This window comes from Desulfovibrionales bacterium (assembly GCA_028715605.1).
Classification (GTDB): domain Bacteria; phylum Desulfobacterota; class QYQD01; order QYQD01; family QYQD01; genus QYQD01.
In genome coordinates, this window is record JAQURM010000002.1 from 71,478 (window position 1) to 96,873 (window position 25,396).

Below are 25,396 nucleotides of genomic sequence, written 5' to 3' on the forward strand. Positions count from 1 at the left end.
TTTTTGGAACCCGGGCGACATCATGTGGCTCAGTTAAATTTTTCCTGTCGCGCGACCCGCATACGATACCACCCCTTTGCTTCATAATGCAACAAAGGGGTTACGACCGTAACATGTACATAGGCTTTTGTTATTACAAACAAAATAGGTTGTTTTCAAAAATCGGTTGCATTTTGTAACAAAAGGTCGCGGGTGAACAATTGAATAACATGTAATAATTACAGCTAGTTATTGCTTAAGCGCGATGTGGCACGGACCTTGCATTATCTTAGTCGATAAAACGGCGAGCGATTTCGCATCAAGCAAGGAGGAATATGGAAATGGGATTGAAGGAGACATTAGAAAAGGTGCTCTTAGCGGTAACATTTGCTGAGGCCGGGGAGTTCGATACGGCGAGGCCGCTTATGCGTAAGGAGAAGTATGTGTGGAATAAATTCCTGCAGAGATGGACGGACCGCGCGTGGAGGCCGTAAGCCCCAAGGAGAACAGTATCGCGCCTGACTATTCTTCAGCGAGGAGATAGGTATGAGTTCATTCGTCTTGAACGTTTTCTCGTGTGAAACGAGTGAATTTCGTAGTGAAATCTTTCCGGGAAGGGAGTGGTGTCTAAGTCCAGGGGAGATTTCATGGGGACAAAGTCGGAGATTACATCACGCTCGATATGCGCGACTCGATGAGGAAGCTATGGGATGGCATGGCTGCGGCCAGTTTTGCCGAAGCCGGAGAATTCGAAACAGCCGGGCAACCCATGGACAAGGAGAGGGATCAGTATAAGAAGGCCATTCTCACGGTTGAGGCCTCGCTGGCTTACCGAGGAGGCATTCACCCGTACAAATAACCTATGTGGCAGATTGAATGCGCTTATCGAGATACGCCACGTCATTGAGCCGGATAGTCCGGTCCTCCAAGGGAAGGCATCTTTCTTTCATCCCCGGCGGTCTCATAAAACAGAGTGTGGGGCCTCTTTCCTGCGTGTACATCCTTTTCTGCATGGCCTGCCTGACGACCTCGTGGCCCTGCTTCTCCAGGACATATTGTAAACTGCTCCAGGCAGTGGCTTCCGCGTCCGCCACTATAACGCGGTACTTTGTCCCGGACCTCAATGTTCGTTCGTACCGCCCCCTTGCATCATTCAAGACCATATTTCTTGAGCTTACGCCAGAGGGATACCCGGTCTATGCCGAGCACTTCTGCCGTTCTGCTTTTGTTGCCGTCCATCTGTTGAAGAATCCATTGAATATATTCTTTTTCCCTCTCTTTTAGAGTCAAGAGTTGGTTTTCACGTCTTCTGAAGGTATGGATTTCCATCTGTTGCAAATCAAAGGGCAGGTCTTTCAACTCGATCGTTTCCTGGCCGGCGAGGGCTACTGCTCGTTCCATGATATTCTCAAGCTCCCGCACGTTTCCCGGATAACTATAGCTAGTCAGGATTTCCAAGACATCAAGAGAGATATCCTTCGCTGCTTTATTACCGGCTCTCGCATATTTGTCCAAAAAATAGTACGTTAAGAGGGGAATATCTTCTTTCCTCTCCATCAAGGTCGGCATCTGCAGGGAGACGACATTCAGACGGTAGTAGAGATCCTGGCGAAAGGCTCCTTCCTCTATCGTTTTTTTGAGGTCCTTATTCGTAGCCGCAATAAACCTCACATCTATAGGGATGGGGTTTGTACCCCCAAGACGTATTACTTCTTTTTCCTGGATGACGCGCATCAGTTTGACCTGCATGGACGGGGGCATATCACCCACTTCGTCGAGGAAAACCGTTCCTCCGTTGGCGGTTTCCAGGAGCCCTATCTTGGTAGAGAGGGCTCCCGTAAAAGCCTCCTTTTCGTGGCCAAAGAGTTCATTGGCCAGGAGCTCTTCAGTGAATGCCCCACAATTGACAGCCACAAATCTCTTTGTGGCCCGCAAACTGTAATGGTGAATAGACTGGGCGACGAGTTCCTTGCCGGTTCCGCTTTCTCCGGTAATGATTACGTTACAATCGGAGGGGGCTATTTGCTGGATGAGACGTTTAATCTCCAGGATGCTCTTGCTTTTCCCGATGATCAAGGGCGCGTTGCCCTGGATGGTCAACTGGTGTTTGAGTTCCCTGTTTTCGTCCTGAAGCCGTTTCTTTTTTACCGCTCTCGCTACAACAAGACGTATCTCATCCAGTTTGAAGGGCTTGGCAACATAGTGGAAGGCTCCCTTTTTCATGGCCTCGATGGCGGAAGAGACCGTAGCGTAACCGGTGATCATGATCACCTCGGTATCCGGGTGGCGCTGTTTGACCTTCTCGAGGATCTCCATGCCGTCTACCTTTTTCATCTTGAGGTCTGTGAGGACCAGATCAAAGGGAGAAGCTTCGAGGTGTTTCAGTGCCTGCACCCCACTGGTCACGGCGGCAACCTCGTATCCCTCCTTTTTGAGGACATGTTCCAGGTTTTCGAGCGTAATCTCCTCGTCGTCGACGATCAGTATTCGGCTCTTGTCAGACAACCGCTTTCTCCATTTTTTTCTGTTCCAGGGGCAGTGCGATGGTGAAGATCGTGCCCTTGCCCTCTTTACTCTTTACCGTAAGGCGGCCCCCATGTTTTTTTACTATACCATAGCTTACCGAAAGGCCAAGTCCGGTACCTTGACCGACTTCCTTGGTGGTGAAAAACGGGTCAAATATCTTATTTAGGTTTTCCGGAGGAATGCCGACCCCCGTATCAGAGATATCAATAAACACCGTACCATCTTCGGTACGGGCCTTAACAGACAATGTTCCGCCGTCGGGCATGGCATGAATGGCATTCAGAATTATATTGAGAAAAGCCTGTTGCAGGCGGCTCCTGTCCACCATGGGATCGGGGATATCATCCGCGATCTGGACGCTGGTCTCCACATTACTGGAGAGATCACTCTGGACAAGCTCAAGGCTGTCTTCCACTAGTTCCCTTAATCGCACGCGATCGACTGCAAATACCTTCTCCCGGGAAAATTCCAGGAGATTCCGGACTAAATCTCTGGCCTTGTCCGCCTGGACACTGATATTCCGCAAGAGTTTGCGGAGATAATCCTTATCCGAAGAATCGAGCTCCTCGATAAGGATTTGACAGGACGTGGAGATGTTGTTTAAGGGATTGTTAATCTCATGGGCCACTCCGGAGGTCAGGGTGCCCAGAGAAGCCAGCTTTTTGGTCTGTACGAGCATGTCCTGGTTTTCCTTAAGCTCTTTGACCATGCGATTAAAGGTTTCTATGCAAGAGCCTACCTCATCGTGTGACTTGATCTCGGGTACAAAACTGAAATCTCCGTTGGCTATCTTGCGGGTTGTTGCCTCGATCTGGCCGAGCGGTTTTACGATGTGACGGCGAACCAGAGAGTAGGATACAGCGGCAAAGAATACAATAAATACTATAGCTCCGAGGGAGAGTTTTTGATATCGTTCCAATAACGAACTGATTTCCAGCCGTTCGAGGCGTGCCATGCCCTTCGTGAATTCATAAAGTCGCCGGCCTGTTGTCCTCAATTCATTAGCCTGCCCATTATTACGGGGATCTTCTCCGAGTAGATTTCCTACAATGTGTTCGTAGCTGTTCAGGTCTTGTTTAAAGGCTATAAACATCTTGTCTCCGGCCAGATCCATAATCTCTTTGCGCAGGTTATAGCTGAGGTCCTTAATACGATGGACATAATCCAGGGCCTCAACAAGACTTGCCTCGTCATGGTACAAAAAGTAATTTTTTTCAACCCTTCGCATCTCAAGTATATTCTTTGTAAGATCATCGGCCATCTCTACAAATTGCAGCCTTTTATCAAACCGCTGGAGGCTCCTGTATGCCGCGATTTCTATAGCAGAGATCATAAATATAATTACTGCCAGGAAACAGACTATCTTCTGACCCAGCTTGAGATTGATATGCACCAGCGGGCTACCTCAGATGGAATAATAGCAAAAACCGTTGGTTCATGCAATGGAGAGGGACCGATTTAATTTTAAGCAAACATTGGCGGGGAAGGGATAACGGCGCAGACTCATCCCCATGGACCCAATCCCATGATATTATAGGCAACGTCACTGGTCATTAGTCATCGGTCATTGGTTAACTGTCGAAGATTGCTCTCTTTTACCAGTGACAAATGACAATTGACTAATGACTCTCACTATCAGATGCCGGGGATTAAGGGATTACCGCACACTTTAGGGGGAAGGATGCTTTTATTCTTTCCAGAAGATACATTGGCCGGGGCAATTATCCATGGCCTCCTGAACCTTCTCTTCGGGGCAGTCAAAACCGGTTACCTCTGCATGTTCCATAGCCCCTTCCTCAAAACGAAAACAATCAGGACACAGCTCCGCACATGATCCGCAGGCCAAGCAGTCCTCGGCCGCAATGTAAAATTCCTTAGCCATCGTTGACCTCCTTTTGATTTTTGTATGCCATATCAGAGGCAAATTACACGCAAATTTTTTATGGCTCTATATCGCTTTTGATAGTCTAGGGACTATTTCAATGTAAAGTCAATAATAAATTTGGGGGTGGTGTAGCTGCTTATCGGCTTCAGTAGTTTTATTTGAGATCCAGGCCGGATGTGGTCATGGTTAATTGACTATGTTTAATGCCTTTAAGGGCGTTAATCTTATCCGCCAGTTGGCGTACCTTCTCCGCCTCACCCCGGACGATGATAACCTCCAGACAGTTATGGTGGTCGAGATGAATATGTTGCGACGAGATGATATGTTCATGGAAATCGTGCTGCAGGTCCGTCAGTTTATTCAGCAATTCCCGTTTGTGGTGGTCATAGACAGAGGTAATGGTTCCGATTACCTGTTTGCCTTTGATCTTCGCAGCCCATTCCCGTTGTACCAGTTTTTCACGTATCAGGTCGCGGATGGCCTCGGAACGGTTTGTATAATGGCGTTCCGCTATAAATTGATCGAAGGAGGCAATCAGATCGGCCGGGATGGATATTCCAAACCGGATGATATCGCTCATATTTGGATCCCTGTATCAGAAATTTTATAAAATAATAGCACGAAGCTATCTGTTGTCAATTGTTATTGATAGGCTGATAGGTATCGGCAGATGTAAGATAGTGCTCATCCGGCCCTAGGCCGACCGTAGGCCGGAAACTGCCGTTTCCGAATGAAAGCTCTCAGCAATCAGCAATCAGCCGTCAGCCGTCAGCAAGAGAATACGAGAAACACCCTCTTAAGCTGAATGCTGAGAGCTGACTGCTTAATTAAACGATGTTTTTTTGTTGGAATCGTTCAGGGAGGGTTTGGATGCCTCGTTAATATCTACTATCTTGATGCCTCCGGGGAACTCTTTGATGATATATCTGGTAATCCTGCTTATTTTTTGTGTCGTTTCAGCCATTTTATGTACTTGTTTGTAGATGGTGTTTATAGTCTGATAGTTTGGATTTTCCGGCGTTATCTTAAGCATTAAGAGTTCCGTTATCCCCAGAAGGGCGGTCATGGGCTGAGCCAGTTCATGGGCAGCAGCCCCGGCCATTTCTATTACAGCCTTTAATTTTTCCTGCTGAATCCTTATCTCTTCTTCTTTTTTTCTATGAGTTATATCTCGTATAATGGCCTGAAAACCGGTCTGGCTGCCATCTTTACATAGACAGCTTAACTTGACCTCGATATTCTGCTCGTTACCTTCTTTTGTCACCGCAACCAGGTTGAGAGGCTTTAAAAGGGTGCCCTGTTTTTTTAGAAGACCCAGACTTTTCAAAAAGTTATCCACGTCATGCACGGAAAACAGGTTCTGTAGGGATAGGGCGGCTATTTCTTCCCTGCTGTAGCCCGACATTTCAAAAAATTTCTTGTTTACTTCCAGCAGCTTTCCACCGGGATCCAGAATGGCTATGGCATCAGAGGCATTTTCAAAGAGTTGCCTGTATTTCTCTTCCGACTCCTGAACCCGGGCCGATTCGATAGCCAGCTTTTCCTGTTCCTGGTGAAGTTTTTTGACTAAGACATCATATTCTATGTTAATCTTTCCGAGCTTAGTATTCGCCTCCTGAAGTATCTGATAATAGTCCCTGATATCAGATGCATTGATCTCAAAAACATCGGCCAGGCCCTTGACCCTGGTTACAAAGGAATTCAGGAGTGAATTTATCTGATCCTGGGTGAACTTAAAGAAGCGGCTTGCTTCCCGGGAGAATTGGGCTGTTCTATGCCCGTTTTCTCCCCTGAATATCTCCAGCATAATATCCGAGAGATAGATGATACGACACAGTTTTTGGGCGTGGATGTGGTCACTGACCATCAGATCCGGATTATGGTGACACCTTATAGTAAGGCTCATGGCAGGAGGGAGGCACCAGTGCTCGGCGATGATTTCTCCCAACTCTGTATGATCGATGCCCAGAATTTCCTGCTCAATAGCCTTCATGGGCTGTCCGGATGCCTCTTTTTTTGCTAAGACCGTATCAAAGAGGTCAGGCTGATAGGTAGCCATGACCAGCACTCCGATATCGTGTAAGAGCCCGAGCACAAAGACCTCTTCCGGTTCCTGGCAACCACATTCGCGGGCAATCATATCTGCGGCTACTGCCGAACAAAAGGCATCGCGACAAAACCTCTTGTGATCAAATCTCCCCTTTTTCTTCAAGGCAAAGGCCTCGACGATGGAAATGCTCAGCACCAGATTACAGACCATCTTGAACCCCAGGAGGGCAATAGCGTGCTGGATGGTGGAAACCTTTTGTGAGAGGCCATAAAAGGGCGAGTTAACAAGGCGCAAGACCTTGGCCGTAAGGGCCGGCGATTCCAGGATGGCCTTGGCTAATTCCTGAGCGGTAGCCCCGTCCACGGCTATTTTCATCACTTTGGTGGCTGTACATGAGAGAACAGGTATGTCCTTTCCTGATTTAAGCCATTCGGTCAGTTGTTTCTTTACCATTATCTGGGACTCCTGTGTGCCGGCATTTGTTATGCTTATCGGCAGGGCGCAGCTTTACTATAGCGAAATTTTTTGCAGCTATCGGTCATCATCGGTCGGCAGTCGATAACCAAAAAAGGTTCGAAACGTTAGAGCGTTCGACACGTTCGAACGGCTCGAAGGCCGAAACCTGAAGTTGTGATGAGAAATGAGTGATAGGTAATGGGTTGCGAGTTGTGGGTTACGGGTTTCGGGTTGCAAGTTTTCTGACCCATTTTCATCCGGAAACTGCCGTTTCCGAATGAAAGCTCTCAGCGGTCAGCTTTCAGCCATCAGCAAAAATAAGACAAACAACATGTTAAGCTGACTGCTGATAGCTGATTGCTGACAGCTTACTTCCTAACCAGGCGCTTAACGGTTCGGGCTATAGAGACCGGATCCAATCCCTGCATACGGTATAAATCGTCCGGAACGCCCGATGCCCCATATCCGGTTACACCTAATTTTGCGAAATGCGCTTTTATACCTTCTTCAGCCAGGACATCTCCTGCGATTTTACCTAAGCCGGTATAGACATTATGGTCTTCTACGGTTACCAGGACCCCGGTTTGTGCAGCCCTGATCACGCTGCGCCGATCAAGGGGCTTGATAGAAGCCATATTGAGCAAGCTGACAGACAGGCCATATTTTTCCTGCAAGATGTCTGTTGCGGCCAGGGCACGGGGGATCATGGCCCCGTAGCTTATAATACAGCCGTCCTTACCCCTGCGCAGCCAGTCGGCCTTTCCCGGTTCAAACTTGTAATCGGGGCCAAAGAACGGTTTGCCCTTTTTATCGGTTATAACCGGTACCTTGGACCGCCCCATCCCGACAAAGTGATTCCCGGGATTAGCCGCCACATACCGGATAATCCGGTCGGTCTGGTTCGGGTCTGCGGGGAGAAAGATAGAAAAGTTAAAGAGATTGTAAAGAAGTCCAATATAATCAATGCACTGGTGGGTAGGCCCGTCTTCACCCACGTCCAGCCCCAGGTGGGTGCATACGAGTTTAAGGGAGGTCTCGTTTATGTCATTTAAGCGATGCTGGTTATATGTCTCTCCCACGCCAAAGACCCCGAAGGTGCTGAAGAAACTGATAAACCCTTCTCTGCTTATAGTCCCGGCAATGGATGCCGCATGGTGCTCCTGGATGCCGGCCTCAAAAAAGGCCTCCGGGCATAGGTCGCGGAACTTATCCATCTTGACCGATCCCTCCAGGTCACAGGAAAAGCCCAGAATTTTTGGGCAGCGGCCGCGGACATTGTTGGTCTTCGCCAGATCCAGTAAGGCGGCTCCATAGGCAGAACGGTTGTCGGTCATCTTCCCGGCCTCATAAGTTATGGGAGTGCTGCTATCAATCGACGGAAGGGGAGGCGTATAGTGGGTTGAGGGGGACAGGATTCGGTTTTTCTTTCTTTTTTCCATCCACAGGGAAGGATCGTCGGCAAAGCCCAGCTCGCCCAAGGCCTTTTGCGCCTCTTCTAATCCCAGAGTTTGTCCGTGGTACTTGCTGCGATTTTCCATAAAGGAGACGCCCTTGCCCATTGTGGTGCGGGCAATAATTGCAGTCGGCAGGTGGGGATTTTCTGTTTCGCTGTTTTTGATCTTCCGTAGTGCGGCAAAGATATCCTCCACATCATGACCGTCTTCCAGGTAAATGACATTCCATCCATTGGCCTTATATTCGGCACGAAGGTTTTGCGGCATGACCTCCTGGGTATCGCCGCCGATTTGTAGCCTGTTACGGTCAACAATAGCGATAAGGTTGGATAGTTGATATTTGAAGGCAAACCGTCTGGCCTCGCAGACCTGGCCCTTTTGTTGCTCACCATCACCCATAAGGCAGAAGACCAGATTGTCCTGCTTTTTGAGTTTAGAGGCCAGGGCCATGGCAGCGGCGGCGGAGAGCCCCTGTCCCAGATTCCCGGTATTCCACTCTATTCCCGGTACGCCTTGTTCCACATGTCCGGCAAAGGGCGACCCGGCTTTGCGGAATTCGAGTAAAAAGCGCTCCTCCGAAAAGTAGCCAAACTCACTTAAGACACTGTAGGCAGCGGGTGATATGTGGCCCATACTGATTACTACGCGATCCCGTTTAGGCCAGCGTGGATCAACGGGTTTATGTCTGATTACGGAATAAAGCATGATTAATAAATGCAGCGAGGAAAGAGACCCGCCCGGGTGTCCGCTGCCGGCCAAGGTTGTGCTCAGGATTATGCGCCGGGCGCAATTTCTCCACATAACTTCTAAAGATTTTTTTTCTTCTACGGTCAAGGCTTCCTTGTTGATATCCAGTTTAAATTTCACGATAACTCCCCCGTAATTGGTTAGTTTTCATCCGGAAACTGCCAAATCCCCCCACACCCCCCTTTGCTAAGGGGGGGAAACATTGGAATCCCCCTTTGGAAAAGGGGGATACAGGGGGATTTTCGGATGAAAACTAGTTATAAAAACTTGCAGTCTAATAACCTATTTTCAAATGGATATGCAAGGGAAAAAATGGGGGTATGACTGGTTAGATATTGTATTTTTTCATCTTGTATTGCAACAGGCTTTTGGTAATTCCCAGCATGGCAGCGGCATGGGCCTGCACATTTCCGGCGCGGGCCAGCGCCCTTTTTATCATCTTGGCCTCCACGTCTTCCAAGGCCTCGTTTAGTTTGACCTGCATGGGGATAAAACGGTCTATGTCCAGGTCGATATTTTCTGCTTCCTGTGATTCTGAAGCCATATCGGCCGGTGTTATCTCGTGGCCGGAGGCCAGAATAACCGCCCGTTCGATGACATGCTCCAGTTCGCGCACATTGCCCGGCCAGGATCTGGCGTAGAGTTGACGCATGGCTGCCGGAAGTATTTCCAGATGACTCTTACCGACTGCCTGACCGTATTTATTCAGGAAATGTGCGGCGAGGAGAGGAATATCACCGGGTCTTTCCCGCAAAGGGGGTAAATGCAGGCGTACCACGTTGAGGCGATAATAGAGATCTTCCCTCAGGTTACCTGTTTCGACCTCTTTTTTGAGGTCTTTGTTGGAGGCGGCAATAACCCGTACATCTATTTTGAGCGTTTTTGTCCCCCCTACGCGTTCAAACTCCATCTCCTGCAGGGCCCTCAGCAGTTTGGCCTGTAAGGCTGCCGGCATCTCGGCTATTTCATCCAGAAAAATAGTGCCTCCGTCCGCCAGTTCAAAACGCCCCTTACGCATCGCGATAGCGCCGGTAAAAGAGCCTTTTTCGTGGCCGAAAAGCTCGCTTTCCAGGAGGGTTTCCGGGATGGCGGCACAGTTTACAGAGACAAAGGCATTATTTTTACGCGGGCTATTATAATGGACAGCCTTGGCTACCAGTTCCTTACCGGTGCCGGTTTCACCGGTGATGAGCACGGTAGCCTTGGTGTCAGCTACCTTTTCAATCATCTCATAGAGTTTAAGCATAGCCGGGCTCTTGCCTATGATATTCCCGAATTGATATTTGCGGCTTACTTCGTGTCTGAGGTTCAGATTCTCGCGTTTCAGCTTATAGAGGTCGATTGCCTTGCGGACGGTTATCTTCAACTCCTCATTCTGAAAAGGCTTGGTGACGTAATCAAACGCCCCTTTCTTCATGGCCTTGACCGCCTTTTCTACCGTGGCATAGGCGGTCATGACAATTACCGGGATTTCGCTGTTAACAGACCGGATGTTTTCCAGGAGTTCTATGCCATCCATGTTGGGCATCTTCATGTCCGTCAGCACCAGATCAAAGTCGGATTCCTTAAATATTTCCAACGCCTGTGGGGCATTTTCGGCGGTTACGACCTCATAATTTTCTTCGGATAGCAGTTCTTTTAGCACAATTAAATAGTTTTTTTCGTCATCCACGATCAGTATGCTTTCCATGGTTTCTCAACTCTCGTCCAGGGCCTGGCGGACCATTTTGGTTAATTCGTCGATCTTGTAAGGCTTCTGGATAAATCCTTTAGCGCCTTTTTGGACTACGGCTTGATAGTGCCCGTCTGAGCTATAACCGCTGGAGACGATAACTTTGACTGCCGGGTTGACGGCTTGAAGCCGTTCAAAGGTCTCGATACCACCCATCCTGGGCATGATCATGTCCAGAATAATCAAGTCAATTTCGTCTTTTTGTTTCTCATAGATACTAACGGCTTCGATGCCGTCAGCCGCCGGTATAACCTTATATCCGTAGCTCTCAAGGACTTCCCTGCCCAGGTCCCTTACTACCTCCTCATCATCTACCAAGAGGATATTTTCATGCCCGCCCCTTGATTCCTTTACTGATGCGGCTGAGTCTGATGGGGCAGCTATGTTAGTTGACGCCGGGATATAGATCTCAAGGGTTGTGCCCTTCATGGGTTCGCTTTTGAGGTTGATGAACCCCCCATGATTTTTGATCACGCCATAGACTACGGATAACCCCAGGCCCGTTCCCTTCCCCTTGTCCTTGGTGCTAAAAAATGGATCGAATATCTTGTGCTGGATATCCCTGGCTATCCCGGTGCCGGTATCGGAAATGGTAATCCTGACGTAATTGCCTGTGGCTGTCTCCGGGTAATCGGCCAGGGGTTCGTCGTTAAGCGTTACATTTTCCGTCTTGATCGTTAGGATGCCCCCGGTGGGCATGGCATCCCGGGCATTTATGCAGATGTTGAGGAGAACCTGTTCCATCTGAGAGGGGTCTGCGTCTATGGCCCATATATCCGGCGAGAATTCCTTATGGATCTGGATGCTTCTATCGATAGTTCTTTCCAGGATTTGAAGGGTTTCCTCGGCAATCTTATTTATATTTACAGGTTCTGTACGGGATTTATCCCCACGACTGAAGGTCAGTAATTGCCGGGTCAAACGGGCGGCCTTGACCGCTGATTGCTCAATGGTATCGGCATATCTATATAAAGAATCTCCCTCCCGGGTCCTGGTTTTAAGGAGCGAGGCATAACCCAGTATCCCGGAGAGCAGGTTATTAAAATCATGGGCAATCCCTCCGGCCAGGACCCCTACGGTTTCCATCTTCTGGGCCTGCAAAAGCTGCTGTTCCAACTGCTTTCTTTCTGTAACATCACGGGAATACTCTACCACCTGTATTATCCGGTCTTCATGGTCGAATATGGGGAAGGTAAATACGTCGGCGCTGACTACCGTCCCGTTGCTTCTGGTCCGCTCCCGTGTTTTAAAGTATGTTTTGCCAGTTTTAAAGGTCTCCTCAACCACACAACCCTCGCACGGCTTTTGACGTTTGTAGAAGATTTCGTAACACTTGCGCCCAATCATGTCCTGCACGGGTATGCCACGCTGTCTGGCCATGCCTTCATTGGCCTTGATAACGTTGTAATCTCTGTCCACGACGTCTATGCCATCGGTGATGCTGTTAAAGAGCACCTGAAGTTCATCCCTGGTGCGGGACACATCCTCTTCCAGTTTCCTTCGTTCGGTCACATCCCTGGCGATGCCCAGTATCCCGGCGCCGGCCTTGCCTTCCTTCAGTACGGAAATATGCATTTCTATGATTTTTTCGGTACGGGTCTTATCTATTAAGCGGAAAGCGATTCCCACTGTTGCGGCCTTACCGGCAATGACTCTTTCGATCTTATTCCTTACCAGATCGCGTTCATCGGGATGGACGATGTCCAGGAGATGCATTTTTCCTGTCATATCTTCCCGGGAATATCCGGTTAGATTTTCTCCGTAGCTGTTGATAGAGGTAAAGATATAATTTCTGTCTATCGTGAAAAAGGCGTCATTGGCTATCTCGAAGAGGTTAGTATAGCGCATCTCTGTAGCCAGAAGCCGTTCGGTCCGTTCTTTAACCAACTCTTCCAGATTTTTGGAGTAATTATAGAGACTCTTCTGCGCCTCATTCAGGGCCTCAGTCTTGGCCTGGATACTTTCCGTCATACGATTGAAAGAGGAGGCCAGCATCCCGACTTCGTCCGGACTTTCTATGATAGCCCGTCTGGTGTAGTCGCCTTCGGCAATTTTCTCTGTAGCAACAGCAAGTTCTTTTATGGGTCGTACTATCTTCTTGGAGACAAATATAGAGATCAGCACCCCAAAGGGGGTAATACCTATGACGAAGAGAACGATCTGGGTAAATAGCTCATCCTTTAACCCGACGTAAGGCGATTCCAGCGTCCCTACGTAGAGTACGCCGATGATCTTTTTATCAAGGTCATAGATAGGCTCATAGGCTGTGATGTACCAATCTTGGACTACAAAGGCCCGGCCGATCCAGCGCTCACCTTTTTCCAGGCAGGCCTCGCCGACCTCGGCCGATATACAGGTGCCGATGGCCCGCCGGCCATCCCTTGTCTGGACATTGGTCGAAATCCTCACTTCGCCCTGGAAGATAGTCGAGGTGCCCACCATGCGGCCCTTATAGAGCCGATCCCGGTAAACCGTATCTCTGGTTTTATCAACAATGTCAAAATTGTGATTAAGGAGTTGTGCAGTATAGAGCGTTCCTGCTACCTTGCCGTCGGCCATAACCGGTTGAGCCGCCGCCAGCACCATGCCGCTGCCGAGGCGCTTTGGTCTGGACTTCGGTTTGGCCCGTGGTGTGGGAATTATCTCAATGCAAGCCCGTTCTGCCAGGTCTCCTCTCTCCCGGGCCAGTCTTTCTAAGGGGAGGAGGTCTGTGGCATAAACACACTGTCCCTTCAGCGCCCTTGATATCAGTTTATCTGTGGAGAGGTCATCACCCTGTACCTCTGAGATTCCAGCCCGGGCCACTACCCGTCCTTTATTGTCGGTGGCCAGGAGGATATCAACCTTTTCCAGGTCCTTTAACTTATCCAGTTCCTTTTTCAAGGGTCCCGGTTTGCCGCTAAATATTTCATTAGTTATGGAAGTCCGCAGGGATTGATAGAGTATTAACCTGGACAGGTGATAAAGCTCGCCGTTATAAATAACGCGGGCAGAATTGAGGTCAAACTCCACTTTTTCCTGGGCCTGTTTTAGCGCGGTCTTATCAATAAAGTTCAGGCTCCAGGGGATGAAGATAAGGACAGAAAGGGCCGGGACTGTCAATATACCCAGAAGGATCCGGTTACGTATGGACTTTTTGAAAAAGCCTGTTTTCACGTGAAAATACCTCTTATCTGTCATTCCGTGCCTGACCCCGTATCAAGTACGGGGCAGGCTACGGAATATAGGGTTTCCGGATGAGCACTAAACTACCTCTATTACCTTTCGGCATAACGGTAATTTTTGTTTATAGCATAGATCGAGGATGGATTAAAACTTTTTTCACAAGTGAAATTTTTTGTAATTGTGAGGGATTGTTAACTATTGGCCTCCCCTAACCGTGACAAATAGCCATTAACAAGTAGCACTTATTTTCTACCGGCTTTCCGGGGGCCTGTGCAACCTTGCTCCCAGAATGTGGCCCAGAATAAAAAATACGGTAACGGCCGGCAAGTAGTAAAGTGAGAGTCCCATCGCCCTCCGTATGAGATAAAGAGCGGGGATGGGGATGTGAATGGAGAGGAACCAGGCCAGAGAATATTTACGGGTTTTATCCCGCCAATAACCAAATGGTGCGCTGATTAAGAGGGTCAGGGTAATTAGCTGGATGAATTTGATGGTCAATTAGAAACCTACAGGCTGCGGGTTACGAGTTGCGGGTTGCGAGTTAGACAGGACCCGCAACTCGTAACAAAACACAATTACTTTACCTCTTCGAACTCTGCTTCCACCACCTCTTCTTCACCCTTTTTGGCCTGCTCTTCGCCGCTCGCAGCCCCCGGGCCGCCGGCGCCGGCCGCTTCAGCCTGAGCTGTTTTGGCATAGAGCGCCTCGGCCAGCTTATGGGAGGCCTTGGTCAACTCCTCTGAAAGGCGCTTAATCTCTTCTGCGTCGTTCCCTTCCATGGCCTTTTTCAGACGGGTAACGGCATCCTCGACATTGCTCCTGGTGGTTGCATCAACTTTATCCCCTAAATCGGCCATAGATTTCTCAGTGGCGTATATAAGAGTGTCGGCGTGGTTTCGCGCCTCAGCCAGGGCCTTTTTCTTATGGTCCTCTTCGGCATGGGCCTCTGCATCCCGGACCATTTTCCTGATCTCTTCCTCGGACAGGCCGCTTGAGGCAGTAATTTTTATGGACTGCTCGCGTCCTGTCCCTAAATCCTTGGCGGAGACATGAAGGATACCGTTGGCGTCAATGTCAAAGGCAACCTCAACCTGGGGCACTCCGCGCGGGGCCGGGGGGATGCCGACGAGTTCAAAACGGCCGATGGTCTTATTATCTGCCGCCATATCACGTTCGCCCTGCAGGACGTGGATAGATACGGCCGGCTGACTATCTGCGGCGGTGGAAAAAATCTGGCTCCGCCGGGTAGGGATGGTAGTATTCTTCTCGATGAGCTTTGTAAGCACCCCCCCGAGCGTCTCAATCCCCAGGGAGAGCGGAGTCACGTCCAGGAGCAGGACGTCCTTTACCTCGCCTTTAAGGACACCGGCCTGAATGGCGGCTCCCACGGCCACTACCTCGTCCGGATTGACGCCCTTATGCGGCTCTTTCTCGAAGATCTCCCGTACCTTTTGCTGCACACTGGGCATACGCGTCATGCCGCCGACCAGGATTGCCTCATTTATATCCGAAGGCTTAAGCCCGGCGTCTTTCAGGGCCATCCGGCATGGTCCTTCCACTTTATTGATAAGGTCTTCCACTAATGATTCCAGCTTGGCGCGGGTAAGTTTCATGCCCAGATGTTTGGGGCCGCTGGCGTCAGCCGTGATGAAGGGAAGATTTATATCCGTCTCCAGGGAGGTGGAAAGTTCCATCTTGGCCTTTTCTGCGGCCTCTTTCAGCCTCTGTAAGGCCATCTTGTCCTGCCTGAGATCAATTCCCTGATCCTTTTTAAATTCATCGGCCAGGTAATGAACGACGCGCAGATCGAAATCTTCACCACCCAGAAAGGTATCCCCGTTGGTGGATTTAACCTCAAAGACGCCTTCGCCTATTTCCAGGATGGAGATATCAAAGGTACCGCCCCCGAGGTCAAAGACGGCGATCTTTTCTTCCTTTTTCTTGTCCAGGCCGTAGGCCAGCGAGGCCGCTGTCGGCTCGTTTATGATCCGGAGGACATTCAGGCCTGCAATGCGGCCGGCATCCTTGGTGGCCTGGCGCTGACTGTCATTAAAATATGCCGGGACTGTAACTACAGCGTCGGTGACCTTTTCCCCGAGATATTCTTCCGCAGTCTGCTTCATCTTCTGCAGGATCATGGCCGATATTTCTGCCGGGCTATAGTCCTTATCCTTGATCTGTACGTAGGCGTCTCCATCTGTTCCTTCCACGATTTTGTATGGGAGGACCTTAATAGCCTTCTGGACCTCCGCGTCCCTATATTTGCGGCCTATGAGTCGCTTAATGGCAAAAACAGTGTTAGTCGGATTAGTAATAGACTGCCTTTTGGCAATCTGGCCGGCCAATCGCTCACCGCTTTCCGTAAAAGCCACTATAGATGGAGTGGTTCGACCGCCTTCAACGTTAGCTATTACTTTAGGCTCGTTTCCCTCCATGATAGCTACACAAGAGTTGGTCGTTCCCAAATCGATACCAATAACTTTACCCATTTTATCCTCCTTATATAAATAGACGTATTATCGGGATATTAACCACAGAGGACACAGAGTTTTAAAAATTTAAAATTATTTTTCCCCATGTTCTCTGTGATAAAATTCTTTTGCCTTTTTCTCAAAATCGTCTCAGAAACTGCTTTGGAAAACACAGAGATTACAACAGCACCTGTATTGGTTATTGGTTATTCGATTAACGATTAACAAATAACTGCCTTCCTTGAACAATATTTAGTTTTCTCTGTGTTCTCTGTGGTTAATTGTGTCGATGTTAAACATTTTCCGGGGTACTAACCGGCCGTCTGGAAACCACCACCATAGCCGGCCTTAAGAGGCGATCTTTAAATATATACCCCTTTTGAAGCTCATTAAGTATGGTATTGTCCTCTACGCTATCATTTTCTTCTACCATAACCGCTTCATGATATTGCGGGTCAAAGACCTGGCCACAAGCATCTACAGCCTTGAGGCCAGACTTTTCCATTACATTAATAAATTCCATCAAGACCATCTCTACGCCGGCCAGAAGGGCCTGCTTATCCGTATCATCATTTTTAGCGTGCTCCACCGCCCGTTCCAGATTGTCGAGTATGGACAGGAGTTCCTTGGCAAGGGACTCATTTGCATACTTAATATGCTCTGCTTTTTCCCTCTCCGCCCTTTTTTTGTAATTTTCCAGTTCCGCTGCCATACGCAACATCCGGTCATAATGGGCGATGGCCTCTTGTTCTTTTTCTTTAATCAGGGCTGCTAATTCTTCAACACTTTTTTCCGTAAGAGGTCTTTTCTGTGTTTCCAAGGCCTCTTTGCTTATTTCAACCTTAACATCTTCCGTTTTATTTTCAGTCGCTTTATCGTCAATTGACATGACCCGTCCTTTATCGGAGCTTAAGGTTGATGAATTCGCAAAAAAGCTTTTTCACCGCTGAGCACGCAGAGTCCGCAGAGAAAAACTGTAAGCTATTAAATATGTTATCTCAGCGTTCTCTGCGGTAAAAATTTACTTTTTACGAAGCCATCAAGGTTGAGATTCCAGATTTCGGCTTTCAGCTTATCCGGAACGCTCTTTAATCAATTCACCCAGGAGGTCAGCGGTGTATCTGACTAACGGGATGAGCCTTGCGTAATTCATGCGCATCGGACCAATTACCCCCAGGGCTCCCAGTACATTTCCCCCGGTGACGTAAGGTGAGGCCACAATGCTGCATCCTTCCATGGCATTATATTCACTCTCTGAGCCGATAAAGATTTGCACTCCCTGCGCGGTTATACATTTGTCCAATAGCTTGATGAGGATACCCTTTTCCTCGAAGGTCTCGAAAATAGCCTTCATTTTATCAATTTCGCAGAGCTCCGGGTATCTTAAGATGTTGGTCTTGCCTTCGATATATACCGCTTCTTCGCCATCCGGAAGATTTTTTTCACTCATCTCCAGGGCGCTGGAGAGCAACCGGTTAAACAGGTCCTTTTCCGCCTGCATCTCACGCAAGATTTTTTTCTTTGCCTCTTCTATGGTCATTTCGCTTAGCAATTCAGTCAGATAGCGGGACAATCTATCCAGCCTGGCCTGGTCAAGGTTTTCTTCCACTTCTATGATCTTGTTTTGAACGATGCCGGCGGGAGAAACACAAATTACAAGCACAACACCTTTACGCAGCCGGATGAATTCAATATGCTTGAATACCGCTTGTGTGAAACGGGGAGCGGATACAATAGCTGTATGGCCGGAAATGGATGATAAGGCCCGTGAAGTATCCTTTAGTACCTCCCCGGCAGGCAACTTTCTTTTGAGGCTGCCGGCGACCAAGGCCTTTTCCGCTTCAGAAAGAGGGGTGACCTCCAGTATGCTGTCTATATAAAAGCGCCACCCGCTTTCGGTCGGTATGCGGCCGGCCGAGGCGTGGGGTTGAAACAGAAACCCCATTTCTTCCATATCGGCCATAATATTGCGGACGGTGGCCGGGCTTACGTCAAAACTGTATTTGTGACAGACGCGACGTGAGCCTACCGGTTCTGCTGTCGCGATATACTCCTGAATTACAGCTTGCAGGACTTTGCGCTGCCTTTGTATATCAGATTTTACCATTGGCTTAACCTGTTAGCACTCTTGGCGTTACATTGCTAACGATAATAATCGTGGGGATATTTGTCAAGAGACAAACCGGGGTTACGGTGGAGATAGCCGAAATGCACTTAACAAGTGCTCAAGGCTCAAGACGCAAGTGAATGTCAAAGCTCAAAACGTCACTCGTCACTGGTCATTGGTTAAGTTGGGGGAAAGATAGACCCCTTTTACCAGTGACAAATGACTATTGACTAATGACTTCTACTTTAGTTATTTGGATTTCATTTGTACTTTGGATTTTGTAATTTGAACCCTTGCCCCTGGGGTCTATTTTACCATTTTCAAGATTTTTGTCTTTTGTTCTTCAAATGATTTCTGCCCTTCCTCTATGGCCCCAAGCAATTTTTTCTTCACATCTTCGGTCAGGTCCTTCCCGTGGCCGACGACATCGGACAATAATTCGCCTACGTCATAAATCACGTTCTTGACCGTATGGGCCGCATCTTCGGCCACATCTTCCGCCCGACGTTTGGCCTTGGTAGCAATGCGGGCGATATCTTCCCGCGTCCTTTTGCCTGATTGAGGGGCAAGCAAAAGGGCCAGACCGGCGCCAACAATTCCGCCCAGCAAAAAGGCGCCAATTATTTTTATGTCTTCTTTTTCGTTAGGCATAAGTTTTTAACCTCCCTGCACACTCAGCATCTATTAAATAAAATTGTCATGTTTTAAGGTGGAAAAGTCAATACAAATCTGGTCCAAGCCTCCTATTTTTTGTTTGACTTTTGGGGTTTGTAGTGTATAAATTCACAGAATGAATGGCCATTCATTGGCTTGGCGTTTGACGGCAAATCAAATGAAGGAGGTGGTTATGTCTGGAATACACAAGAAAAAAACTGGAACAAGGAGGTTATGCACAATCCGATTCATGTCGCTGGTGACTTTTTGGGTCATAAGCACCCTTATGTCGAGTGTCCCGGCCCTGGCTGAGGAACCCAAGCTTTCGGACCTATTACTTGAGGTCAAAAAGCTGCGCGAAGAGGTGCAGGAACTGCGAGGAAAAGTGGCCGAGTTTGAGAAGAAAGAGGTCACGACCCAGGAAAAGGTAACACAGGTTGAGAAGAAGGCCGAGGCGGCCAAAGAGGTCAGCGACAAGGTGGCCAAAAAAGTCGGTCGTGACCGGATCAACTGGGGCGGTGAGTTTCGGGTGCGTATGGTATCCGAGCGGGCGGAGACGACGCAGGGTTTTTACGGAGCCGGACAGCCTACCAGCGACAAAAAATACAAGAATGAGACCGGGTTTCCGATGCGTCTGCGTCTGAATTTTGATGCCCAGGTGGTACCGGATATGGTGGACCTTTACGGCCGTCTGACTATCAACAAAAGGTTCGGCACTTACGCCACGTGGCCGGATCAGGACCCCCTGGACAGCGTCAATTCCTTCCATTCCGGTATCGGCAGCGATGTATCCACGCGTGTAGAACATATCTACGCGAAGTTTAACGTCCCCAAAATAAACTCCAATTTCTATGCCGGGCGTCTGGCCGGTATGGATGGCCCACCATCACGCCAGAATGCCCCGTTCCCCCGTGTTTTTATAGATTCTGAAGTAGATGGGGTCATGTGGGAGTACAAACTTCCCGACACCACCTTGGACAAATGTTACTCGCCTCTGGCTATACCGTCAGAGGGGACAGAGAAATTTCCGGTGGGCAAGGGACCTCTGGGCTCCTATGGAAAGAAAGTCAAGGAAGGTAACAGCCTGATTTTGTCCTATGCGAAGTATCGTGACATGGGTTTTACAAATCCCAAGGGTTCAAGCACCGGGAGAGATCTGCTCGGTTTGGAAGGGCAGGGGCCGGATACGGATGTTTATATCGCCCAAGGGCAGTTAAAACTGGCCAGGGATACTGTGGTTGTAGTCAGCGGTCTCTATATGCCTGACTGGTATATGCCGAGGTATTCCTTTGACACCGCCGGTTCTTATAAATGGAGTGAGACCTATACCAGTTCCGACGGGCTAAAAAGGTTATTTATCCCTTATTTTACTACCTATTATTCCCTGGCCGGCGCTTATCTGGATACCCAGATCTGGAAGTTTCAGGTCTATGGGGCGACTTACTTTAATGAATTTAGTTGTCCGCCTCACTCCTGGCGGACACAGACGAAAGATCCGGCTACGGACGTCTGGACAACTACGGCAACGAATTACTATTCAGGCGAGAAATTTAACGGCTATGCCTGGTGGGTAGGGATGAATACCGGCGATGCCATTGCCCCCAACCAGCAGTTATGCGTGGAATTTTTCCGGGGTGATGACAACTGGATCAACCCCTTAAACTACAGGGGATTCAGACGTAAGGGGTCCGTTAACAACGCGGCCAACAATTACTATTACAATCCATCTTTTATGACAGATACAGTGGTCGTGGGCTTCTACCCTGTAAATGCCCGGATATGGGATATCTATTATGATTACTACCTGACCACTAATTGCCGGTTCCGTCTGGGTTATATGGACTTTAAATTCGACACCCCCGACAAGACTTCACCTATCGGAGCCTCGGGCTATGAACGCCATTATTGGCCGTACATCGAAGTTAATTTAAGTTTTTAGATCTGAACATGCATAGAGCGCATTCCCCGCTGTTGGCAGCGGGGGGTTAGCGAGCGAATACGATACATTTTACCTTGCATACGGAGATTCCCCGCAGCAAGCTGCGGGGAGCTTCACTCACCCATAGTTCTCTTAACGAACCGCTCCGCCTGTCCCGGCCGGGCGGTTCTTTTTTGTGGCGGTCGTTGATAAATTTCCCTTTTGGTGTTATGTAGAAAATCCGACTCGTAACTTTATTCAGCCACTAAGACACAAAGGCCCTAAGATCACAAAATAGTTTTCTTAATACTGAAACTCTTTTCAGCAATAAATTAACATTCTTCCTTCGTGTCTTGGTGACTTTGTGGCTGAATATCTACAAAAAGTGAGGAATTTTTGCGTATGCATTTATCTGTAGCCGAGAAGATCGTAAAACGTCACCTGGTAGATGGGGACTTGACGCCAGGGGAGGAGATAAGCCTGCGTATCGACCAGACACTGACCCAGGACTCCACCGGAACTATGGCCTATCTACAGTTTGAGGCCATTGGCCTCCCCAGGGTCAAAACGGAACTTTCCGTAAGTTATGTCGATCATAACACCCTGCAGGTCGGTTTTGAGAATGCCGATGATCATCGCTTCCTGCAGAGCATAGCGGCCCGGTATGGTTTGTACTTCTCGCGGCCCGGCAACGGCATCTGCCATCAAGTCCATCTGGAACGCTTTGGCGTACCCGGAAAGACGCTCCTCGGTTCGGACAGTCACACGCCGACCGGCGGCGGTCTGGGGATGCTGGCTATCGGCGCGGGCGGCCTGGATGTGGCCCTGGCCATGGCCGGATATCCCTTTCACCTGGTTATGCCCCGGGTTGTACTGGTCAGACTGACCGGGGAAATGGCTCCGTGGGTCACAGCCAAAGATATTGTCCTGGAATTGCTCCGGCGGGTCACGGTCAAGGGCGGCGTGGGAAGGATATTCGAATACGGCGGTGACGGCATAGCACAGCTATCCGTACCGGAACGGGCCACGATCACCAATATGGGCGCAGAGACCGGGGCTACTACCTCCGTCTTCCCAAGTGATGAAGTCACCCGGACGTTTCTGAGGGCGCAGGGGAGGGGCGGTTCCTTTGCTCCGCTGGTAGCTGATGAAGGCGCAGTCTATGATGAGGTCGTAGAGATAGACTTAAGCCGGCTGGTTCCTTTAGTGGCCCGGCCGCACATGCCGGATCAGGTGTGCCCGGTTTCAGATTTGCAGGGACTGAAAGTTGACCAGGTGGCCATCGGCAGTTGCACCAATTCATCTTATAAAGACCTGGCCACGGCGGCAGCAATATTAAAGGGTAAAACCATCCATCCAAACGTAAGTCTGGTCATCTCGCCGGGCTCCCGGCAGGTCTTGGCCATACTGGCCAGGAAGGGCTATTTGAGTGACCTTATTGCCTCCGGCGCCCGGATTCTGGAGAATACCTGTGGCCCCTGCATCGGTATGGGACAGGCCCCGCCCACCGGTGGGGTAAGCCTTCGCACCTTTAATCGCAACTTTGAAGGGCGTTGCGGGACAAAGACCGCCTCTGTCTATCTGGCCAGTCCGGAGGTGGCCGCGGCTACGGCCTTAACCGGAGTTCTCACTGACCCCCGGACCCTGGGTGAGCCGGTCAGGGTAGCTCTCCCACGACGCTACATGATAAATGACAGGCTTATTATCCCACCCCTGGAGCCTTCCAGGGCTGAGGGAGTAGAGATTATCCGCGGGCCTAATATCCAGGCCCTGCCCGGACGGGAGGCCCTGCCCTCTGAATTGACCGGGCCGGTCTTGATTAAACTGGGCCATGATGTTACCACCGACCACATCCTCCCGGCCGGGGCCAGTATTACCGCGCTTCGCTCCAATATTCCGGCTATTTCCCGCTATATCTTCAGCCAGGTCGATCCCACCTTTTATGACCGGGCAAGGGAGGCCGGCGGCGGGTTCATTGTCGGGGGCATGAATTACGGCCAGGGCTCCAGCCGCGAGCATGCCGCCCTGGGGCCCATGTACCTCGGCATAAAGGCCGTGCTGGCCCTGTCCTTCGCCCGCATACACCGGAGCAACCTGATTAACTTTGGCATATTGCCCCTGGTGTTCCTGAAAAAGGAGGATTATGATTCCATTCAGGCGGATGATCGTTTGGCTATCCCGGATATCAGGAAGCAGCTCCTTTCTGAACAACCGGTCCGTATTATTAACGAGACACAGGGGCACCATTTTATGGTCAACCTGACTGTCCAGAAACGGGAGAGGGATGTCCTTCTGGCCGGGGGGCTGCTCAATTACGTCCGTGAGACACTGTAGGGAGGAAAGGTTATATGCTCGACTTTATGCGTAGGCACACCCGTGCCTGGCTTATCAAGATCATCCTGGTGGCTGTCATCCTGGTCTTTATATTTTGGGGTGTGGGCACCATACGCGCCCGGCGCGCCGACATGGTGGCGGAAGTAAACGGCCTGATTATAACCAGGGCTGATTACCAGAGGGCCTATAATAACGCCCTGAAAAACTATCAGCAGATCTACGGGGACGCCCTGCCCGGGGACCTGCTTAAGAAGATGAACCTGGATAAAGTGGTTCTGGACGGTATTATAAAGGATGTCCTGGCGCAGGAAGGCGCGGCAGGTCTGGGTATCCGGGTGAGCGATGAAGAGATCAACGAGTATATCCACAGCATGCCGGTATTCAATGAAGGGGGCCGGTTTAGCGAGGAAAGGTACCGGGGTATTCTGGAAAATGCACGCCTGACCCCGGCTGCCTTTGAAGAGGATTTGCGTAAGGAGCTTCTCTGGGCCAAGGTGGCAGATACGCTGGGCCGGTTGGCCAAGGTATCCGATGACGAGGTCTGGAATGCTTTTCAGTACGCCAATCGCCGGATAAATCTGGCCTATATCCCGTTTACGGCGGCAGCCTTTAAGAACCAGGTCAAAGTAGAGGAGCCTGCCCTCCGGCAGTATTTTACCGGCCATCAGGAGGATTATCGTGTGCCGGCCCGGGTGCGGGTGCGGCTGGCCCGTTTTCTTTTCAAGGACTATGCGCCTAAGGTCAATGTGTCGCCGGCAGCGGTAGAGAACTACTATAAAAGTAATACAGAGGCATTTAGAGAACCGGAAAGGCGAAGGGTAAGCCATATCTTTTTTTCCCTGAAGCCTGAAGCGACGGGTGAAGAGGTAACCGGAGCCCAAGCCAGGGCCGAAGAGGCGCTCAGGAAGGCCGGATCCGGCGAGGATTTTGTCGCGCTGGCCAGGCAGGTTTCCGAAGACAAAAGCGCCCTCAGAGGTGGAGACCTCGGATACTTACGGCAGGGGACTACGGATTCCTCTTTGGAGAAGGTGGTCTTTTCCCTGGAAAAGGGAGGCATCAGCCCGGTGGTGAGAAGTAAGGCCGGGCTGCATATTATCAAGGTGACCGAGGTCGTCACCTCCGCGGTAAAACCCCTGGCCGCAGTGGCTGCGGATATCAAAAAGTTCCTGACCGAAAATAAGGTTCGGGAATTCGCAATGGCCGGGGCGGCAAGGACATATGAGCAGATTATACGCGCAGGCGGTCTCGATAGATACGCAAGGGCGCAAAACCTTCCTCTGACAGAGACCGGTTTTTTTTCTGAACAGGATGAAGTGGATGGAGTAGGCCGCGAGGCGGGCTTTAACCGCGCCGCCCTGGCCCTGAAAAAGGGAGAGGTAAGCTCTTTGATTAAACTGCCACAGGGTTATTTTGTCTGTGAGGTTATCGAAAGAAAGGAGTCATTCATACCAAAGTTTGAGGAGATTGAAGTAAAGGTAAAGGCGGACTTCACGGAGAATCAGGCCGCAAAACTGGCCGAATCAGAGGCCAATAAATTTATATCCGGACTTAAGGGCGGGCAACAATTTTCTGATCTGATTCGCAAATACGGATTTTCGGCGCGAGAGACCGGGTATATAGCCTCAACCGCCCTTTCCGGTAACGAGTTTCCGTTTGCAAGGTCAGCGCAGGAACTGTCCATACTGACACCGGCCCATCCGTATATCCAACAACCGGTTAGAGCAGGGGACGCCTTTTATGTTGTGAGCCTGGCCGGCACTAAAGAGGCCCCGAAGGAGCTTTACGAGACGCAGAAAGACGCCATAAAGGAAAAACTCCTCCTTATGCAAAGGGACGTCATCTTAAAAGGGTGGCTGGACGGGTTAAAGAAGAAGGCTGAGATCGGGTATGGCGAGGAATTTGAGAAGTACCGGTAAGA

The 25,396-nt window shown here is 49.8% G+C and carries 18 protein-coding genes; 5 read left to right on the plus strand and 13 right to left on the minus strand.

Features of this window, described 5'->3' with window-relative positions; translation table 11 throughout:
- Positions 1 to 320: 320 nt before the first annotated feature.
- Complete coding sequence (locus tag PHT49_03080) at positions 321 to 473, plus strand: hypothetical protein (GenBank protein ID MDD5450862.1); 153 nt, start codon at positions 321 to 323, stop codon at positions 471 to 473.
- Between the two features lie 188 nt (positions 474 to 661).
- Positions 662 to 838, plus strand: a complete 177-nt coding sequence (locus tag PHT49_03085; GenBank protein MDD5450863.1) for a hypothetical protein — start codon at positions 662 to 664, stop codon at positions 836 to 838.
- 1 nt (position 839) lies between these two features.
- On the opposite strand, the gene PHT49_03090 is transcribed toward PHT49_03085, so the two are convergent.
- The 13 genes from PHT49_03090 to PHT49_03150 all read right to left on the minus strand — a co-directional run bounded on the left by PHT49_03090 (position 840) and on the right by PHT49_03150 (position 19,223).
- Positions 840 to 1,136, minus strand: a complete 297-nt coding sequence (locus tag PHT49_03090; protein MDD5450864.1) for a hypothetical protein — start codon at positions 1,134 to 1,136, stop codon at positions 840 to 842.
- Complete coding sequence (locus PHT49_03095) at positions 1,129 to 2,484, minus strand: sigma-54 dependent transcriptional regulator (GenBank protein MDD5450865.1); 1,356 nt, start codon at positions 2,482 to 2,484, stop codon at positions 1,129 to 1,131. The genes PHT49_03090 and PHT49_03095 overlap by 8 nt, the downstream gene beginning before the upstream one ends.
- The gene (locus tag PHT49_03100) at positions 2,477 to 3,898 is read right to left on the minus strand and encodes an ATP-binding protein (protein ID MDD5450866.1); all 1,422 of its coding nucleotides are present in this window, start codon (positions 3,896 to 3,898) and stop codon (positions 2,477 to 2,479) included. The genes PHT49_03095 and PHT49_03100 overlap by 8 nt, the downstream gene beginning before the upstream one ends.
- A gap of 294 nt (positions 3,899 to 4,192) precedes the next feature.
- Positions 4,193 to 4,387: a ferredoxin gene (locus PHT49_03105; GenBank protein ID MDD5450867.1), complete on the minus strand. Its 195-nt coding sequence runs from the start codon at positions 4,385 to 4,387 to the stop codon at positions 4,193 to 4,195.
- 157 nt (positions 4,388 to 4,544) lie between these two features.
- A complete protein-coding gene (gene nikR / locus PHT49_03110) occupies positions 4,545 to 4,970 on the minus strand; it encodes a nickel-responsive transcriptional regulator NikR (GenBank protein MDD5450868.1) in 426 nt (141 codons plus the stop codon).
- 243 nt (positions 4,971 to 5,213) lie between these two features.
- Positions 5,214 to 6,893 carry an HDOD domain-containing protein gene (locus PHT49_03115; protein ID MDD5450869.1) on the minus strand — a complete coding sequence of 560 codons (1,680 nt, stop codon included), beginning with the start codon at positions 6,891 to 6,893 and terminating at the stop codon, positions 5,214 to 5,216.
- 371 nt (positions 6,894 to 7,264) lie between these two features.
- Positions 7,265 to 9,217, minus strand: coding sequence for a transketolase (locus PHT49_03120; GenBank protein MDD5450870.1), 1,953 nt, complete (start codon positions 9,215 to 9,217; stop codon positions 7,265 to 7,267).
- 208 nt (positions 9,218 to 9,425) lie between these two features.
- Positions 9,426 to 10,787 (minus strand): sigma-54 dependent transcriptional regulator, encoded by a 1,362-nt coding sequence (locus PHT49_03125; protein MDD5450871.1) that lies wholly within the window; start codon positions 10,785 to 10,787, stop codon positions 9,426 to 9,428.
- Between the two features lie 6 nt (positions 10,788 to 10,793).
- Entirely contained in the window at positions 10,794 to 13,985 is a 3,192-nt protein-coding gene (locus PHT49_03130) for a PAS domain S-box protein (protein ID MDD5450872.1), read from the minus strand.
- 584 nt (positions 13,986 to 14,569) lie between these two features.
- The gene (gene dnaK / locus PHT49_03135) at positions 14,570 to 16,483 is read right to left on the minus strand and encodes a molecular chaperone DnaK (protein ID MDD5450873.1); all 1,914 of its coding nucleotides are present in this window, start codon (positions 16,481 to 16,483) and stop codon (positions 14,570 to 14,572) included.
- Positions 16,484 to 16,757: 274 nt separating this feature from the next.
- Positions 16,758 to 17,354: a nucleotide exchange factor GrpE gene (gene grpE / locus PHT49_03140; protein ID MDD5450874.1), complete on the minus strand. Its 597-nt coding sequence runs from the start codon at positions 17,352 to 17,354 to the stop codon at positions 16,758 to 16,760.
- Positions 17,355 to 17,537: 183 nt separating this feature from the next.
- A complete protein-coding gene (hrcA, locus tag PHT49_03145) occupies positions 17,538 to 18,572 on the minus strand; it encodes a heat-inducible transcriptional repressor HrcA (GenBank protein MDD5450875.1) in 1,035 nt (344 codons plus the stop codon).
- Between the two features lie 306 nt (positions 18,573 to 18,878).
- The gene (locus tag PHT49_03150) at positions 18,879 to 19,223 is read right to left on the minus strand and encodes a YtxH domain-containing protein (protein MDD5450876.1); all 345 of its coding nucleotides are present in this window, start codon (positions 19,221 to 19,223) and stop codon (positions 18,879 to 18,881) included.
- A gap of 253 nt (positions 19,224 to 19,476) precedes the next feature.
- Here PHT49_03150 and PHT49_03155 point away from each other — a divergent pair, with 253 nt between their 5' ends.
- From PHT49_03155 to PHT49_03165, 3 genes are all read left to right on the plus strand, one after another.
- Complete coding sequence (locus tag PHT49_03155) at positions 19,477 to 21,165, plus strand: hypothetical protein (protein ID MDD5450877.1); 1,689 nt, start codon at positions 19,477 to 19,479, stop codon at positions 21,163 to 21,165.
- 381 nt (positions 21,166 to 21,546) lie between these two features.
- On the plus strand, positions 21,547 to 23,478 hold the full coding sequence (locus tag PHT49_03160) for an aconitate hydratase (protein MDD5450878.1): 1,932 nt from the start codon (positions 21,547 to 21,549) through the stop codon (positions 23,476 to 23,478).
- 14 nt (positions 23,479 to 23,492) lie between these two features.
- A complete protein-coding gene (locus PHT49_03165; protein ID MDD5450879.1) occupies positions 23,493 to 25,394 on the plus strand; it encodes a SurA N-terminal domain-containing protein in 1,902 nt (633 codons plus the stop codon).
- Positions 25,395 to 25,396 lie beyond the last annotated feature (2 nt).